10 protein-coding genes are annotated in these 13,833 nt (G+C 45.8%); 9 read left to right on the plus strand and 1 reads right to left on the minus strand.

Features of this window, described 5'->3' with window-relative positions:
• Positions 1-69: 69 nt before the first annotated feature.
• The 6 genes from ASG85_RS10855 (at position 70) to ASG85_RS10880 (ending at position 9,604) form a co-directional block, all read left to right on the plus strand.
• Positions 70-2,463 carry a 3-hydroxyacyl-CoA dehydrogenase/enoyl-CoA hydratase family protein gene (locus tag ASG85_RS10855; protein ID WP_060646204.1) on the plus strand — a complete coding sequence of 798 codons (2,394 nt, stop codon included), beginning with the start codon at positions 70-72 and terminating at the stop codon, positions 2,461-2,463.
• Between the two features lie 74 nt (positions 2,464-2,537).
• Positions 2,538-3,722, plus strand: coding sequence for an acetyl-CoA C-acyltransferase (locus ASG85_RS10860; protein ID WP_060646205.1), 1,185 nt, complete (start codon positions 2,538-2,540; stop codon positions 3,720-3,722).
• Positions 3,723-3,828: 106 nt separating this feature from the next.
• Complete coding sequence (locus ASG85_RS10865; protein WP_060646206.1) at positions 3,829-5,601, plus strand: acyl-CoA dehydrogenase family protein; 1,773 nt, start codon at positions 3,829-3,831, stop codon at positions 5,599-5,601.
• Between the two features lie 36 nt (positions 5,602-5,637).
• The gene (locus ASG85_RS10870; protein WP_060646207.1) at positions 5,638-7,308 is read left to right on the plus strand and encodes a long-chain-fatty-acid--CoA ligase; all 1,671 of its coding nucleotides are present in this window, start codon (positions 5,638-5,640) and stop codon (positions 7,306-7,308) included.
• 61 nt (positions 7,309-7,369) lie between these two features.
• Positions 7,370-7,786, plus strand: a complete 417-nt coding sequence (locus ASG85_RS10875; RefSeq protein WP_057302430.1) for a PaaI family thioesterase — start codon at positions 7,370-7,372, stop codon at positions 7,784-7,786.
• Positions 7,787-8,005: 219 nt separating this feature from the next.
• Positions 8,006-9,604 carry a PucR family transcriptional regulator gene (locus ASG85_RS10880; RefSeq protein ID WP_060646208.1) on the plus strand — a complete coding sequence of 533 codons (1,599 nt, stop codon included), beginning with the start codon at positions 8,006-8,008 and terminating at the stop codon, positions 9,602-9,604.
• A gap of 31 nt (positions 9,605-9,635) precedes the next feature.
• Here the strand turns inward: ASG85_RS10880 and ASG85_RS10885 are convergent, their stop codons facing one another.
• Positions 9,636-10,505: a metallophosphoesterase gene (locus ASG85_RS10885; RefSeq protein ID WP_057302432.1), complete on the minus strand. Its 870-nt coding sequence runs from the start codon at positions 10,503-10,505 to the stop codon at positions 9,636-9,638.
• A 150-nt stretch (positions 10,506-10,655) separates the two neighbouring features.
• Here ASG85_RS10885 and ytxJ point away from each other — a divergent pair, with 150 nt between their 5' ends.
• The 3 genes from ytxJ (at position 10,656) to ASG85_RS10900 (ending at position 13,448) form a co-directional block, all read left to right on the plus strand.
• On the plus strand, positions 10,656-10,997 hold the full coding sequence (gene ytxJ / locus ASG85_RS10890; protein WP_029194256.1) for a bacillithiol system redox-active protein YtxJ: 342 nt from the start codon (positions 10,656-10,658) through the stop codon (positions 10,995-10,997).
• Between the two features lie 198 nt (positions 10,998-11,195).
• On the plus strand, positions 11,196-12,077 hold the full coding sequence (locus ASG85_RS10895) for a DMT family transporter (protein WP_060646209.1): 882 nt from the start codon (positions 11,196-11,198) through the stop codon (positions 12,075-12,077).
• Positions 12,078-12,152: 75 nt separating this feature from the next.
• Positions 12,153-13,448, plus strand: a complete 1,296-nt coding sequence (locus ASG85_RS10900) for an MFS transporter (RefSeq protein WP_063860251.1) — start codon at positions 12,153-12,155, stop codon at positions 13,446-13,448.
• Positions 13,449-13,833 lie beyond the last annotated feature (385 nt).

Here is a 13,833-nt window from a genome sequence, read left to right on the forward strand (position 1 = left end):
CCGAAGGGCGAGCGTGTTTGTCAAGGTTGATGCGAAAACTGAAAAAATCATGTAGGAGGAAATTTCCATATGACAAAGATTCGTACAGCGGCCGTTATCGGCTCCGGTGTGATGGGCTCCGGTATCGCTGCCCATTTGGCAAATGTAGGCATTCCCGTGTTACTTCTCGATATGGTGCCTGCCCAGCTGCAGCCGCAAGAAGAAGCTGCCGGCCTTACGTTAGATAATCCCAAGGTGCGTAATCGATTTGCTCTTAACGCGATGGATAAGCTCAAGAAGACGAACCCTGCTCCCCTTTATAGTGAAGCTTTCGCTGAACGTATTACACCAGGCAATCTAGAGGATGATTTAGCGAAGCTTGGAAGCGTGGATTGGATTATTGAAGTTATTGTGGAAAATTTGCAAGCGAAGCAGCAGCTCATCAGCCGCATTGAAACCGTGTGGAAACCGGGAACCATTGTTTCCTCGAATACATCGGGCATTTCAATCAACGCCATGGTCCAAAGCGCCAGCCCTGAATTTAAAAAGCATTTCCTTGGCACTCATTTTTTTAATCCGCCTCGCTATATGAAATTATTGGAAGTGATTCCAAATGAACAGACAGACCCTGCAATTGTTGCTTTTATGACTGATTTTTGTGAGAAAAAGCTTGGAAAAGGTGTTGTTCAAGCAAAGGATACGCCGAATTTTATCGGGAATCGAATTGGTACTTATGGGCTTTTGGTTACTTTGCGTGAAATGCTCGCGAGTGGGTATTCCGTTGAAGAAGTGGATGCTGTAACCGGTCCGGCTATGGGACGCCCTAAGAGCGCGACGTTCCGTACGCTGGACTTGGTAGGTCTGGATACATTCGTCCATGTGGCGGGTAACGTGTTTGATCTTGTGACTGACCCTGCGGAGAAGGAAATTTTCAATACACCGGCCATTTTGAAAACGATGGTAGAAAAAGGTTGGATCGGAGAGAAGCAGGGCCAAGGGTTTTATAAAAAAGTGAAGTCTGAAGCTGGCAAAGAAATTCAATCCCTAGATTTAAATACCATGGAATATTCGGCAAGCCGCAAAATCAGTTCAGGCTCTTTGGAAGCTTCGAAGCAGGCCAAAGGTACGGTAGGGAAGTTAAAGGCCTTGCTCGGCACCAAAGATCGCTATTCGGATCTGGCGTGGAACATTCTGAAGCCAGTGCTGCTGTATTCCGCTGAGAAATTAGATGAAATTGCTGATTCCATTGTCGAGATTGATAATGCACTTAAATGGGGCTTTAACTGGGATCTCGGTCCTTTCGAGACGTGGGATGCCATTGGTCTAAAACGCTCTGTGGAACGCATGGAAGCGGAAGGCAGTAAAGTTCCTGAATGGGTAAAAGCTTGGATTGCTGCCGGCCATGACAGCTTTTATGAGAACAGGGGAGGTCAGAGTTTTTACTATCTGAAAAATGAGTTTCGCGGTGTTGAAACAAGACCGGAACTGATCTCACTTGCCTCTTTAAAACAGCAAAATAAAGTCATCCGCTCTAATAGCGGCGCGAGCTTGATAGACATTGGAGACGGGGTTGCTTGCTTAGAGTTTCACTCGCCGAACAATGCCATTGGTGCAGATATTCTCACGATGATTCAGCAAAGCGTAGACGAAGTACGCAGCAACTATCGCGGAATGGTTGTCGCTAACGAAGGCAAAAATTTCTGTGTCGGTGCCAACGTGATGTTGTTGCTAATGGAAGCACAAGATGGCGAGTGGGATGAAGTAGACGGCATCATTCGTTTATTCCAAAACTCGATGCTGAAGCTCAAAAGGCTGGAAAAGCCAGTTGTTGCTGCTCCGCACAAGATGACGCTTGGTGGCGGAGTTGAGGCTTGCATGCCGGCAGACCAAATCATTTTCTCGGCGGAAACGTATTATGGACTCGTTGAGGTGGGAGTTGGCTTAATTCCTGCCGGTGGCGGATGTAAGGAGTTAGCCCTTCTAGCAAGTCAACAGGTTCGTGACCCGGAAGTTGATCTTCAGCCGTGGATCAATGCAATTTTTGAAACGGTGGCCATGGCAAAGGTGTCGACGAGCGGTCATGATACGAAACGTCTTGGCTATATGCGTGCTGGGGATACGGTCGTTGTGAATCCGGAGCATCGTATTTATGAAGCGAAGCAAGCGGTTCTTCGCTTGGAAGCAGCGGGATACACACCTCCTGTGCAAGAGAAAATCCGCGTCGTTGGCGAGAACGGCAAAGCGGTCATGCAGATTGCTGCCTATACGATGCGCCAAGGCGGATATATCAGTGAGCACGATCAATTGATCGCAAATAAGCTTGCGTACGTGCTTGCAGGAGGTAATGTGCCAGCAGGAACGTTAGTTACAGAGCAGTATATGCTCGATTTAGAGCGCGAAGCCTTCCTTAGTCTTTGCGGAGAGCTGAAAACACAACAGCGCATGCAATACATGCTTTCCAAAGGGAAAGCGCTTCGGAACTAAGGGAGAAGACCTTTCCATTCTTATTAAAGAGCTCTGAATGGTGCATGCCTATTACTCATAATGAGGTGAAATCGATGAAAGAAGCAGTCATTGTATCGATAACGCGCACGGCAGTCGGACGCGCGAAGAAAGGTAGTTTCGCTCAAACCAGAGCGGAGGATCTGGGGAAAGTCGTATTAGAAGAAGCGGTGCGGCGTGCTCCTGGGCTCGACAAAGGTGATGTCGAGGACATTATCATCGGGTGCGCGATGCCCGAAGGCGAGCAAGGGCTGAACTTCGCCCGCACGATGTCGCTGTATGCGGGCTTCCCGGTGACCGTGCCGGCGATCACGGTCAATCGCTTTTGCTCCTCTGGGCTGCAAGCCATCGCATATGCGGCGGAGCGCATTATGCTTGGCCACGCGGAGGTCATTGTCGCCGGAGGCGTAGAGAGCATGAGCCACGTCCCGATGACGGGCTTTAAGCTCTCGCCGCATCCGGGGCTGGTTGAGAGCATGCCCGAGGTGTACATGGGCATGGGCCACACAGCCGAAGAAGTCGCGCAGCGCTTCGGCATCTCGCGCGAAGCGCAGGATGGCTTCGCAACGCGGAGCCATCAGAAGGCTGCTGCTGCAATCGCAGCCGGCAAGTTCGTAGACGAGATCGTGCCGGTTAGCACGAGCGTGAAAGGCATTGACGAACGCGGCAAAGCGTTCGAGCGGAAGTTCGTGTTTGCCATGGATGAGGGCGTACGCCCCGATACATCCGTGGAAGGGCTTGCCAAGCTGAAGCCTGCGTTCAGCTTGGGCGGCTCGGTGACGGCGGGCAACGCGTCACAGACGTCGGACGGCGCAGCGGCGGCCGTGCTGATGAGCTGCGAGCGCGCGGAAGCGCTCGGGTTGAAGCCGCTGGCGACGTTCAAGGCCTTTGCACTTTCCGGTGTGGAACCGGAAATTATGGGCGTCGGGCCAGTAAAGGCGATTCCGAAGGCTTTGCAGATGGCAGGCATCACACAAGACCAAGTGAGTCTGTTTGAAATCAACGAAGCATTCGCTTCGCAATGTGTTCATATTATTCGCGAACTAGGCTTGAATGAAGATTTGGTGAATGTGAATGGTGGCGCCATCGCCCTCGGGCATCCGCTCGGGTGTACGGGTGCGAAGCTGACAACGAGCTTAATTCATGAGCTGCAGCGGCGTGGCGGCGGTTATGGTGTAGTGTCCATGTGTATCGGCGGCGGGATGGGAGCTGCCGGGGTATTTGAAGTGCATCCTGTTTAATTGAAGGCAGATAAGGAATAAGAACTGATTCATGAGAGTCTATCTAGGCTCTCATGAATCCTAATTTATTTACCCTTGTACAATTAATTTAGAGGAGAGATGAACCATGGCGGAGAAAATTATAGGCGGAAGTTTTGTTATTTCGGATACAGATTTCCATGATATTGTAACCCCTGAGGATTTTACCGAAGAGCATCGCATGATTGCCGATACAACGCGTGATTTTGTATCTGGGGAAGTCATGCCGAATGATGAGCATTTGGAAAAGCTTGATTATGATTTAACGGTAAAACTGATGCGCAGCGCGGGTGATCTCGGATTACTTGGCTCTGATGTACCCGAGATTTATGGCGGACTTGGGTTGGATAAAGTAAGTTCCACTGTGATTAGTGAAAATCTCGCTCGCGCTTCATCCTTTGCTTTGTCCATTGGGGCGCATGTCGGGATTGGCACACTGCCGATTGTATTTTTTGGCACCACGGAACAGAAGAAGAAGTATTTGCCTGACCTTGCGACAGGCGCGAAAATCGCGGCTTACTGTTTAACGGAACCAACATCCGGCTCGGATGCTTTGGGGGCAAAAACGACAGCTCGCTTGTCTGATGATGGAAAATATTACCTTCTAAATGGATCCAAATTGTATATCACAAATGCTGGTTTTGCTGATATTTTCATTGTATATGCCAAAATCAATGGTACTGATTTCACGGCCTTTATCGTGGAGAAAGGTGATCCTGGTTTTACGATGGGGCCGGAAGAGAAGAAGATGGGGATCAAAGGCTCGTCGACGCGTCCGCTTTATTTTGAAGATGTCCGTGTGCCGGTAGAGAACTTATTGGGTGAAATCGGTAAAGGGCACCTGATTGCTTTTAACATTCTAAATATTGGCCGTTACAAATTGGCTACCGGTTGTCTGGGTGCCTCCAAGGAGACGATTGAATTAGCTTCGAAATATGCGAATACTCGCCAACAGTTTAATACGCCTATTTCACGTTTTCCTTTGATTGGTAAAAAGCTGGCGGAAATGAATATTCAAACGTATATGCTGGAGAGCATGGTGTACAGAACGACTGGATTGTTCGATACCATTCTCAAAGATATAGATCATACGAGCCCTGATGCCGGTAAGCATTCATCAAAAGGGATTTCTGAATACGCGCTGGAATGCTCCATTAATAAGGTATTCGCGTCTGAAGTGCTGGATTTTGTAGCGGATGAGGGCTTGCAAATTCATGGCGGCTACGGTTTCATTCAGGAGTACAAAGTGGAGCGTATTTATCGGGATTCACGGATTAATCGGATTTTTGAAGGGACGAATGAAATCAATCGCCTGCTCATTCCAGGTACATTAGTGAAGAAAGCGATGAAAGGCGAACTGCCTTTGCTGCAAAAAGCTCAAGCGCTGCAAGCGGAACTGCTCTCTATCGTTCCAGGTCAAACGTTCGAAGGAACGCTAGCCGAAGAGGTGCATCTGGTTTCGATGGCGAAGAAAGTATTCCTTATGGTTGGTGGGCTTGCTGTACAGAAATATGGCATGGCGCTAGAAAAAAATCAGGAAGTTTTAAGTAATTTAGCCGACATCATGATCCAAATTTTCGCTGCTGAAAGCGGGCTTCTTCGTACGCAAAAGCTGATTGAAAAAGCAGGGGAAGGAAAGGCAAAGAATGCGATCCAAATCACGACAGTTTTTGTTCATGAAGCCTTTGACAAAATAGAGGCATATGCGAAGGAAGCGCTCAGTACGATGGAAGAAGGAGATGTTCTTCGGACTCAGTTGTCGATTTTGAAAAAGCTGTCCAGACGCAGCAGTGTGAATACGGTTGGTTTGAAGCGCGACATCGCCGCACGTGTTATTCAGGGTGAGAAATTCATCGTATAGTCATCGATGTCAAGAACCTGAAGGGGATGGTTTTGTATGAATGAGGCAAAGCCTTGGCTGCGCCATTATCCGTCTGAAGTGGCGCCGACTTACGAGTACCCGAAGCATAATCTTGCACGTTTGTTGGTAGATTCCGCGCATAAGTTTCCGGACCGACCTGCCTTGTATTTCTTGGGGAAAACGCTGCGTTATCGGGAGGTATTGGAAGAGTCCTATCGTTTTGCCAATGCTTTAAAAGAGCTGGGCGTTAGCCCGGGGGACCGAGTGTCGATTATGCTGCCGAATTGTCCTTCGGCCATCATTGCGTACTTCGGAACCCTGATGATGGGCGGGATCGTCGTCATGACGAATCCGCTCTACGTGGAGCGAGAGCTGGTTCACCAGCTCTCGGATTCCGGAGCAACCGTTATTGTAACGTTGGATTTGCTGTTTGATCGTGTGCAAAAAGCGAAAGGAAAAACACCGATTGAGCATGTTATTGTGACTTCAATTAAGGACTATTTGCCCTTTCCCAAAAATGTCTTATACCCGATTAAAATGAAAAAAGATGGTGCAAACCTTGCCGTCACTTACGGGGAGGGTGTTTATTCTTATAAAAAGCTGCTCCGAACAGCTTCTCGCGCCCCGATTTGTGTAGATGTGGAGGCTGACGAGGATATTGCCCTTCTTCAATACACGGGAGGGACGACGGGGATATCCAAAGGTGTCATGCTGACTCACACTAATTTGATAGCTAATACGTACCAAACAAGTCATTGGTGCTATCGTATTCGGTTAGGTGAAGAAAGATTCTTGGGGGCAATCCCTTGCTTCCATGTCTTTGGCTTGACAGTCTTGCTGAATCAATCCATGTATAGGGCGGGGATGCTAATCCTCATTCCAAAGTTTGATATCAACCTGATTTTAGATACGATTCATTCGTTGAAGCCAACGATTTTCCCAGGTGCGCCAACTATGTACATTGCCTTAATCAATCATAAGCGCGTGAAGGAAGTGGATATTTCCTCTATTAATGTTTGTGTAAGCGGTTCAGCGCCTCTCCCGTTAGAGGTGCAAGAGCGCTTCGAGGCACTGACAGGCGGTAGATTAATCGAAGGCTATGGGTTAACTGAAGCATCCCCTGTTACACATGCGAATCCTATTTGGGGTTTTCGGAAAATAGGCTCAATTGGTATCCCTTTTCCAGATACAGATACGAAAGTTGTTGATTCGGATTCAGGTCAAGAGCTGCCGATTGGCGAAATTGGCGAAATTATCATTAAAGGACCTCAAGTGATGAAAGGGTATTGGCTGCGCGAGCACGAAACGGCCATGACCATCAGAAATGGCTGGTTATATACGGGCGACATGGGGCGTATAGACGAGGATGGTTTCTTCTCGATTGTTGATCGCAAGAAGGATTTAATCATAGCTGGAGGCTACAATATTTATCCTCGTGACATAGAGGAGGTTCTCTTTGAGCATCCGGCAATTCTCGAGGCTGCTGTTGCAGGTGTACCAGATGAATATCGAGGAGAAACGGTGAAAGCATTTGTGGTGCTGAGACCGGGAATGACGCTAACGGAAAAGGAGCTAGAATTGTGGTGCCGTGAGCGTTTGGCTGCCTACAAGGTGCCTCGGAAAGTCGAATTCCGCCAGTCTCTGCCGAAAACGATGATTGGAAAGGTGCTGCGCAGGCAATTACTAGAGGAAGAGACGAAGGTTTAAGAGCCTTTTCCTGTTTAACAATTAAGGGGAAGCCCTTTACAAGAAGAGTGGAGGGAATCCTATGGATGATTCTAACGAACAAATAAATAAGAGACTTCAGCAATTAGCAGCATCAGCGGAGCCTACGTTTTGGGGCTTTCTTGGCTGTGAATTTGTGAGTATGAAAGACAACATCATCACGATTGCTTTGGAAGCCAAAACGCATCACTTGAACCCGATTGGGATCGTGCATGGCGGTGTACTATCTTCCTTACTGGACAATGCGATGGGGATTGTTGTCATGATGGCTAGGCCGGAGGATAAGGTTGTTACGACGAATTTAAATGTACATTTCGTAGCTCCGCTTTATGAAGGCCGCTTGGTGGTGACGGCTGAGCTTGTTCATCAATCCCGTAAGATGATAACTACCCAAGGTCGTGTTGTTGACCGTGAAGGCAATTTGGGGACGATTGGAACGGGAACGTTTCGAGTGATTTGAGGGTTGAATTATTTAAATGGGGGGCATGTGCTGAGCATGTCTCTCTTTGTTGTGGTGTTAGATTTCAGTTTTATGTAATATAACCTTACATAAAAATATAATTAAGTCATAAAACATTCATATATTTCTCTTTTATGTCATATAAGTTAACACAAATCCATTGACTGAAATGGCAAGGTCATCCTATAATCATTTAAAAGGCACAAAGGGGGAAGCACCATGCATCTTACCATTCGTGAGGCATTATCCATATATCCTTTAACGGAAGCGAAGCTAGTAGCAGGCAAGCAAGGTGATTCCCGCATCGTCAAATCAGTCAATGTGATGGACGCTCCTGATATTGCGGATTGGACGAAATCAGGTGAGATGCTCTTCACCACTGCTTTCGCGATGAAGGATAGTCCGCAAGAAACGGTTAATCTACTTCGTAAATTAAATGATCGCGGAGCTGCGGGATTAGGGATCAAGCTGGGGCGTTTTTGGTCGGAGCTGCCGCAGATTGTGGCAGATGAAGCAGATCGGCTGCATTTTCCGATTATCGAGATGCCTTTTCAATTTACATTCTCTGATCAAATGAATGCCTTGTTTAACGCAGAATACCGCCGCAACACACAGCTGCTGCAATCTGTTCTTGAGAAACAGAAGAAGCTGATGCAATTCGGATTGAAACAGGATAATATGCTTTCCATGTTCCAATTAATCAGTGATATTCTTGGTTATCCTATGGCGGTAGTGGGAGCTAGAGGACAAATTTTATATAACACAAGTGCATGGAGTCCTGATCAACTCTCTCAGAATTGGCCGTGGAAACGGAAATCAGGATGGGTATACGCAGGTAAAGAGCGTGCTTATCGTGTAGGGCTGCATCAGCAGGACGATGAGCCTCTTGGACATTTGTTGATTATACCGGATGCGGTTCTGCTCGCAAACGTTGAGGAAGGCTTATTCCAGCAAGCTGCGGATATCCTGACCTTCCATATGTGTTATACATTCCGATCGCATGTTGAAGCATCCGCTCAGCGCGATTTACAAAACAATCTCTTGCGCTACTTAGAAAAAGGAACATCTCTAGAGGAGTTCCTTGAACAAGCGGAAGCTAGAGGTTTATCGATCTTTACTGGAGCTTATCAATGTGTGATTAGCAAAAATAAGCCGGAAAACCTGGTGGAGGAGCAGCCCCAAGTTAAGCTCAAAAACCTCAAGCAATACATGGAATCACATCCGAAATCAAGCAGTTTGACCGGGCACCATTTTGTGTTCAAGGATATGATGTTCTCGATCTATTCAACGAATCAAGTAGACGGGTTTCCAGAAGAAGAGCTGTCACAGCTTCTGACAAAGTACGCAAGCGATTCAGGATGCATCGAAGAAGCCGGAGAAATAACTTTCTATTCAAGCTCCATGAAATTAAAGCCAACAGCGTTAAGGGAAGCCTATATGGAATGTTTGGAGACACAGCGTATGGCGTCCAAGCTTGGACTGCCGGATCGTGTACTTCATTATGAAACCATCGAATTCGCGCATCTCTTCCAGAACGTGTCTTCCACTATGATGGAAGATTACTGTGCCAAAATTCTACGCCCTTTACTTGAAAAAGATGCCGAGTACTCGCAAGAAATGATTCGCACTTTAGAGGTGTTCATTCGTAATGATGGTCAAGTAAGCGAGGCGGCAAAGCAATTATTTATTCATAGGAATACAGTGACGTATCGCTTGGAGAAGATTAGTGATCTCTTGCAGGTTGATTTCAAAAAAGTAAACGATCTATTAAAATTGAAGGCAGTCTTCTTGTTCCGCCAATTTTTACATGTTAGATAGTAAACATAAAACCCTGAGACGCTTTAGGCGCTCAGGGTTTTTGCTTTTCCAAAGTAATTACGGTAATCTCCGGCCTGCACATTAGGCGAAAGGGGAGTGTCGTTGTTCCAATGCCGCGATTGACGTAAACAAGCATTTTCGAATTAGGCACTTCGCTAAGCCCTATAACATAATTTCTACCGCGCGGTGGTGTGATGACAGCTCCAACCCCCGGTAACCTTATCTGACCGCCATGGGTGTGACCGGATAGTTGCAAATCGATGGCTTGTTCAGTTACCTTATCCGCGAAATCAGGGCAGTGGGATAGCAGTAAGGTAAATATTTGGGCATTGGCCCCGCGTAAGGTTTTCGCAATATCCGGCTTACCCGTCAGCATATCCTCAACGCCAGCTATCTGAATGGTTTGTCCTTTATAGGTGATCGTCTGAAAAGCGTTAACGAGAGACTGAAAGCCTCCGTTATGCAGGATCGGAAGGGTGTAATTGTACCCAATCCACTTATCATGGTTGCCAAGTACAGCCCATTTTCCCAAAGGCGCCTCTAAGCTGCCCAGTAATTGACTGGTTAGATCTGGATCTTCACTAATGTTGGCGTCAAATAAATCGCCGGTAAAAGTTAGCATGTCCGCTTTTTCTTTCTGAATCAGCTTCACGACACGTTCTAAATCTTGAAGGTCGAAGTGATGGCCAATATGGATATCGCTGAATTGTAAAAGTTTAATACCATGGAAGGCATTAGGGAGTCGCTCGAAAGGCAGCGTTATTCTCGTAATCTCGACCCATTTGGGTTCCAAGAAACTAGCATAACTGCCAAGTAAACCTCCGGAAGCGATGAAAGAGCCTGCAAGCACAGTACCTTTCTTGAGAAAAGAGCGTCTTGAGATCGGGGGTGGTGATTGCATATGTTCCTCCTGTTCTTCCCTAGGAATATTTACAATTTTATTATACCAGTTAGATAGAGGGGGTTGCGAGTTGTGTGATTTATGTGATTTGCATATGCTGGTAGCTTACTTTATAATCATTATTAATTAGATAGGAAGGGAGATATTCATATGTCAGCATGGAAAGAATTAACTACAGTAGAAGAGTGGCAGGAAGTACTGAATCGCTCCTCCGAGAAACCCGCTGTCGTTCTTAAGCACAGCACAACATGTCCAGTAAGTGCAAGCGCACTTGATGAATACGAGGAATATCTGTCCGGTAAACCAAATGCGGATGTGGACTATTTCTTAGTGAAAGTTATCGAATCGCGTCCAGTGTCAAATCAAATTGCAGAGGATCTAGGTATCAAACACGCGTCCCCGCAAATCCTTTATTTTAAAGATAAAGAATCTATCTGGAACACGTCTCACTGGTCCGTTACAAACAAACATATCACAGCTGTTTTAGATTAATCCTATAATCCAACTCCAAAGAAGCCCTTGGTTACTGCCTATTTTCATATAGGAGACCTAAGGGTTTTTTATGTTTTACATGTTGTATATATTTTACAATTAATTGAACATGGTTTAAAAAAGATTGGCAAGTTGTTCTTCCTCCTATATACTTATTTGGCAACTAAAAGTTATAAACCTCTCAAGGAGTTTCACATCATGAATGCGATGAATAAAACGAAAGTACCTATCTCCATGTTTCTTTTGATCGGCATTATTGCCATTTCATTCTCAGCGATTTTTGTTCGGTGGTCGAATGCGCCTGCTTCTGTCATCGCGATGTATAGGCTTCTCATGACGAATGCCTTGATGCTGCCTTTTCTGTGGAATTATAGGAAAGAGATTGCTAGAATTCGACTAAGAGATTGGCTGAGAACAGCCATATCCGGTGTTTCGCTTGGTTTGCATTTCTTATTTTGGATGGATTCCCTTCATTTTACAACAGTGGCGAGTTCGACGGCAATTTTAACGTTAGAACCCATTTTTGTGCTGCTCGGGGCGTTTCTTCTTTATGGACATCGGACTAGTCGAGCGGCCTTGATCGCCATGTGTATGGCTATTGTGGGTGCGATTTGTATCGGATGGGGAGATTTCAAATTTTCCGGTAATGCGCTTAAAGGAGATTTGTTATCACTGGTCGGTACGCTTGCTGTAGCCTTACATATGCTCTTAGGCAAAAGCTTAAGAGAACATATATCTGCCTTTGTTTATAGTTTTTTCGTGTTCTTGTTTGCAGGGCTGGTACTTGCAGTCACCAATATGTTCACCGGTGTGTCCTTTACCGCTTACCCAGCGAAAGAGTGGGGGATATTCTTGCTTTTGGCGATTGTTCCTACGGTATTTGGTCATTATGTATTTAATTGGCTGCTTAAATATATGAAGGCTTCTTCCGTCTCAATGACAGTCTTAGGGGAACCGCTAGGTGCCACTTTATTAGCTTACTTCTTGCTCGGAGAAACGATCACAACCATTCAATTGCTGGCCGGTTGTTTGCTGTTAGTAGGCGTGGGCATGTTTTTACGCAGTAATGAAAAGCAGTAATTTTTTTGTGTGATTTATTGAACAAAGGTAAAATAAAAGAGGAATGTCAGAAGCTTGCAGACGCGGAGGTATATCGTGAGATTTCGTGATTTTCATCGTAATGTCAAACTAAGAATCGGACTTTCCTTCATCTCCGGAACCGCCAATAATATGGTGCTACCCTTCATGTCGATTTATTTTTCCGGAAAATTAGGAGATACAAGTGCTGGTCTAGTCGTAATTCTTGGTATTCTTGCTGGTGTCATCGCGGGGATAATAGGCGGTTACTATGCCGATCGAATTGGGCGCAAAAAGCTGATGCTGACTGCAGAATTAGGTTGGATGCTCTGTTTCGTTGGCATGGCGATGACCAATTCGCCTTGGCTTGATTCTCCTGGGATGACTTTTGTTCTGATGATATTTGTTAGTATGTTCTGGGGAATTCATGGTCCTGCTAATGAAGCCATGCTGCTAGATGTAACAGCTCCGGATGTAAGGAAATTCATGTACGCCATTATGTACTGGATGAACAATTTGTCTTTTGCAATTGCAGGACTTGCGGGCGCTTTCTTATTTAAATCTTACTTGTTCGAGCTGTTCATTGGCTTGTCCGTCATTGGCTTGTTCACTCTGATCGTAACTTATTTCTTTATTGATGAAGTGTATCAACCACAAGCTGCTAGAGAGAGTAGTGGCAATCGCAAAGAAAGTCCGTCTATGTGGGCCAATTATCGGATGGTGCTGCGTGATAAGACCTTCATGATCTTCACACTGGCTTCACTGCTGCTTGTATCGGTTGAGTTTCATCTTGGTAATTACGTGGGTGTAAGGCTGGAAAGGGAGATGGTGAATATCCCATTCTTCCCATGGAATGAACAAACTTGGCATATTGATGGGTTGAAAATGTTAGGCTTTATCCGCACTGAAAATACGGTGCTTGTGGTTGTTCTCTCCGTCCTTATGGGGGTCATGATGCGCAAGTTCTCGGATAGCAAAGTATTGTTCGTTGGGTACACTTGTTACATATTGGGTTACAGCTACCTTGCTTATAGCAATCAACCATGGCTGCTGCTCATCTCGATGTTCATTGCAACGGTTGGAGAGCTCATGTATGTACCGATTAAACAAGCCTATCTTGGTAATATTGCACCTGATCATGCAAGAAGCTCTTATATGGCATTATTCGGAATGGTGTATAAAGGGGCCATGCTTTTAGGAGGTTTCGGTGTCATGCTTGGCGGACTGATATCTTCGTGGATGATGGCATCTCTTATCGCGTTAAGCGGCTTCGTTGGCATGATCATGTTCTATGCGATTCTAGCTCAATTAGAAGCTCGTAAAGTGAAGGCGGAGATTAGCCACCAGGCTTCTTCTGCGAGCGTTTCGGCGTAATGGTCGGATAGGCGAAGAAGTAAATGGTATTTATTGGATGCCATAGCGTTCAATTCGTTCATTATACACCTCAGTTGGGAATGTATAGCTCCAAAATAGAATTCAACCCATACACTATACACCTCTGTTGGGAATGTATGACTTCGAAATTCGGTTTAAAGTCGTTAAACGGTTTAATGAATTAAACGGTTTACCTTGGTTGAAATTGTTGTATTTCGTACAACAATTTTGGTTCATTTGAAGCAAAATGAGCCATGTTAGGTCATAAAAGTTGTACATTAGAGTCAATTTCATAATTCCAAACCCTTGTTACATCTAGCTTTTTAAGGCATAAAAAAAGGAGTACCTCCCCAAATCTCGAAGGTAATAGGCGACGAAACCAAAC

The sequence above is a fragment of the Paenibacillus sp. Soil724D2 genome, assembly GCF_001427935.1.
In the GTDB taxonomy this organism is placed as follows: domain Bacteria; phylum Bacillota; class Bacilli; order Paenibacillales; family NBRC-103111; genus Paenibacillus_E.

What these genes read in the sequence shown, in the direction of transcription:
- ASG85_RS10855 (WP_060646204.1), top strand. Translation starts at nt 70, where the DNA reads ATGACAAAGATTCGTACAGCGGCCGTTATCGGCTCCGGTGTGATGGGC.
- ASG85_RS10860 (WP_060646205.1), top strand. Translation starts at nt 2,538, where the DNA reads ATGAAAGAAGCAGTCATTGTATCGATAACGCGCACGGCAGTCGGACGC.
- ASG85_RS10865 (WP_060646206.1), top strand. Translation starts at nt 3,829, where the DNA reads ATGGCGGAGAAAATTATAGGCGGAAGTTTTGTTATTTCGGATACAGAT.
- ASG85_RS10870 (WP_060646207.1), top strand. Translation starts at nt 5,638, where the DNA reads ATGAATGAGGCAAAGCCTTGGCTGCGCCATTATCCGTCTGAAGTGGCG.
- ASG85_RS10875 (WP_057302430.1), top strand. Translation starts at nt 7,370, where the DNA reads ATGGATGATTCTAACGAACAAATAAATAAGAGACTTCAGCAATTAGCA.
- ASG85_RS10880 (WP_060646208.1), top strand. Translation starts at nt 8,006, where the DNA reads ATGCATCTTACCATTCGTGAGGCATTATCCATATATCCTTTAACGGAA.
- ASG85_RS10885 (WP_057302432.1), bottom strand. Translation starts at nt 10,505, where the DNA reads ATGCAATCACCACCCCCGATCTCAAGACGCTCTTTTCTCAAGAAAGGT.
- ytxJ (WP_029194256.1), top strand. Translation starts at nt 10,656, where the DNA reads ATGTCAGCATGGAAAGAATTAACTACAGTAGAAGAGTGGCAGGAAGTA.
- ASG85_RS10895 (WP_060646209.1), top strand. Translation starts at nt 11,196, where the DNA reads ATGAATGCGATGAATAAAACGAAAGTACCTATCTCCATGTTTCTTTTG.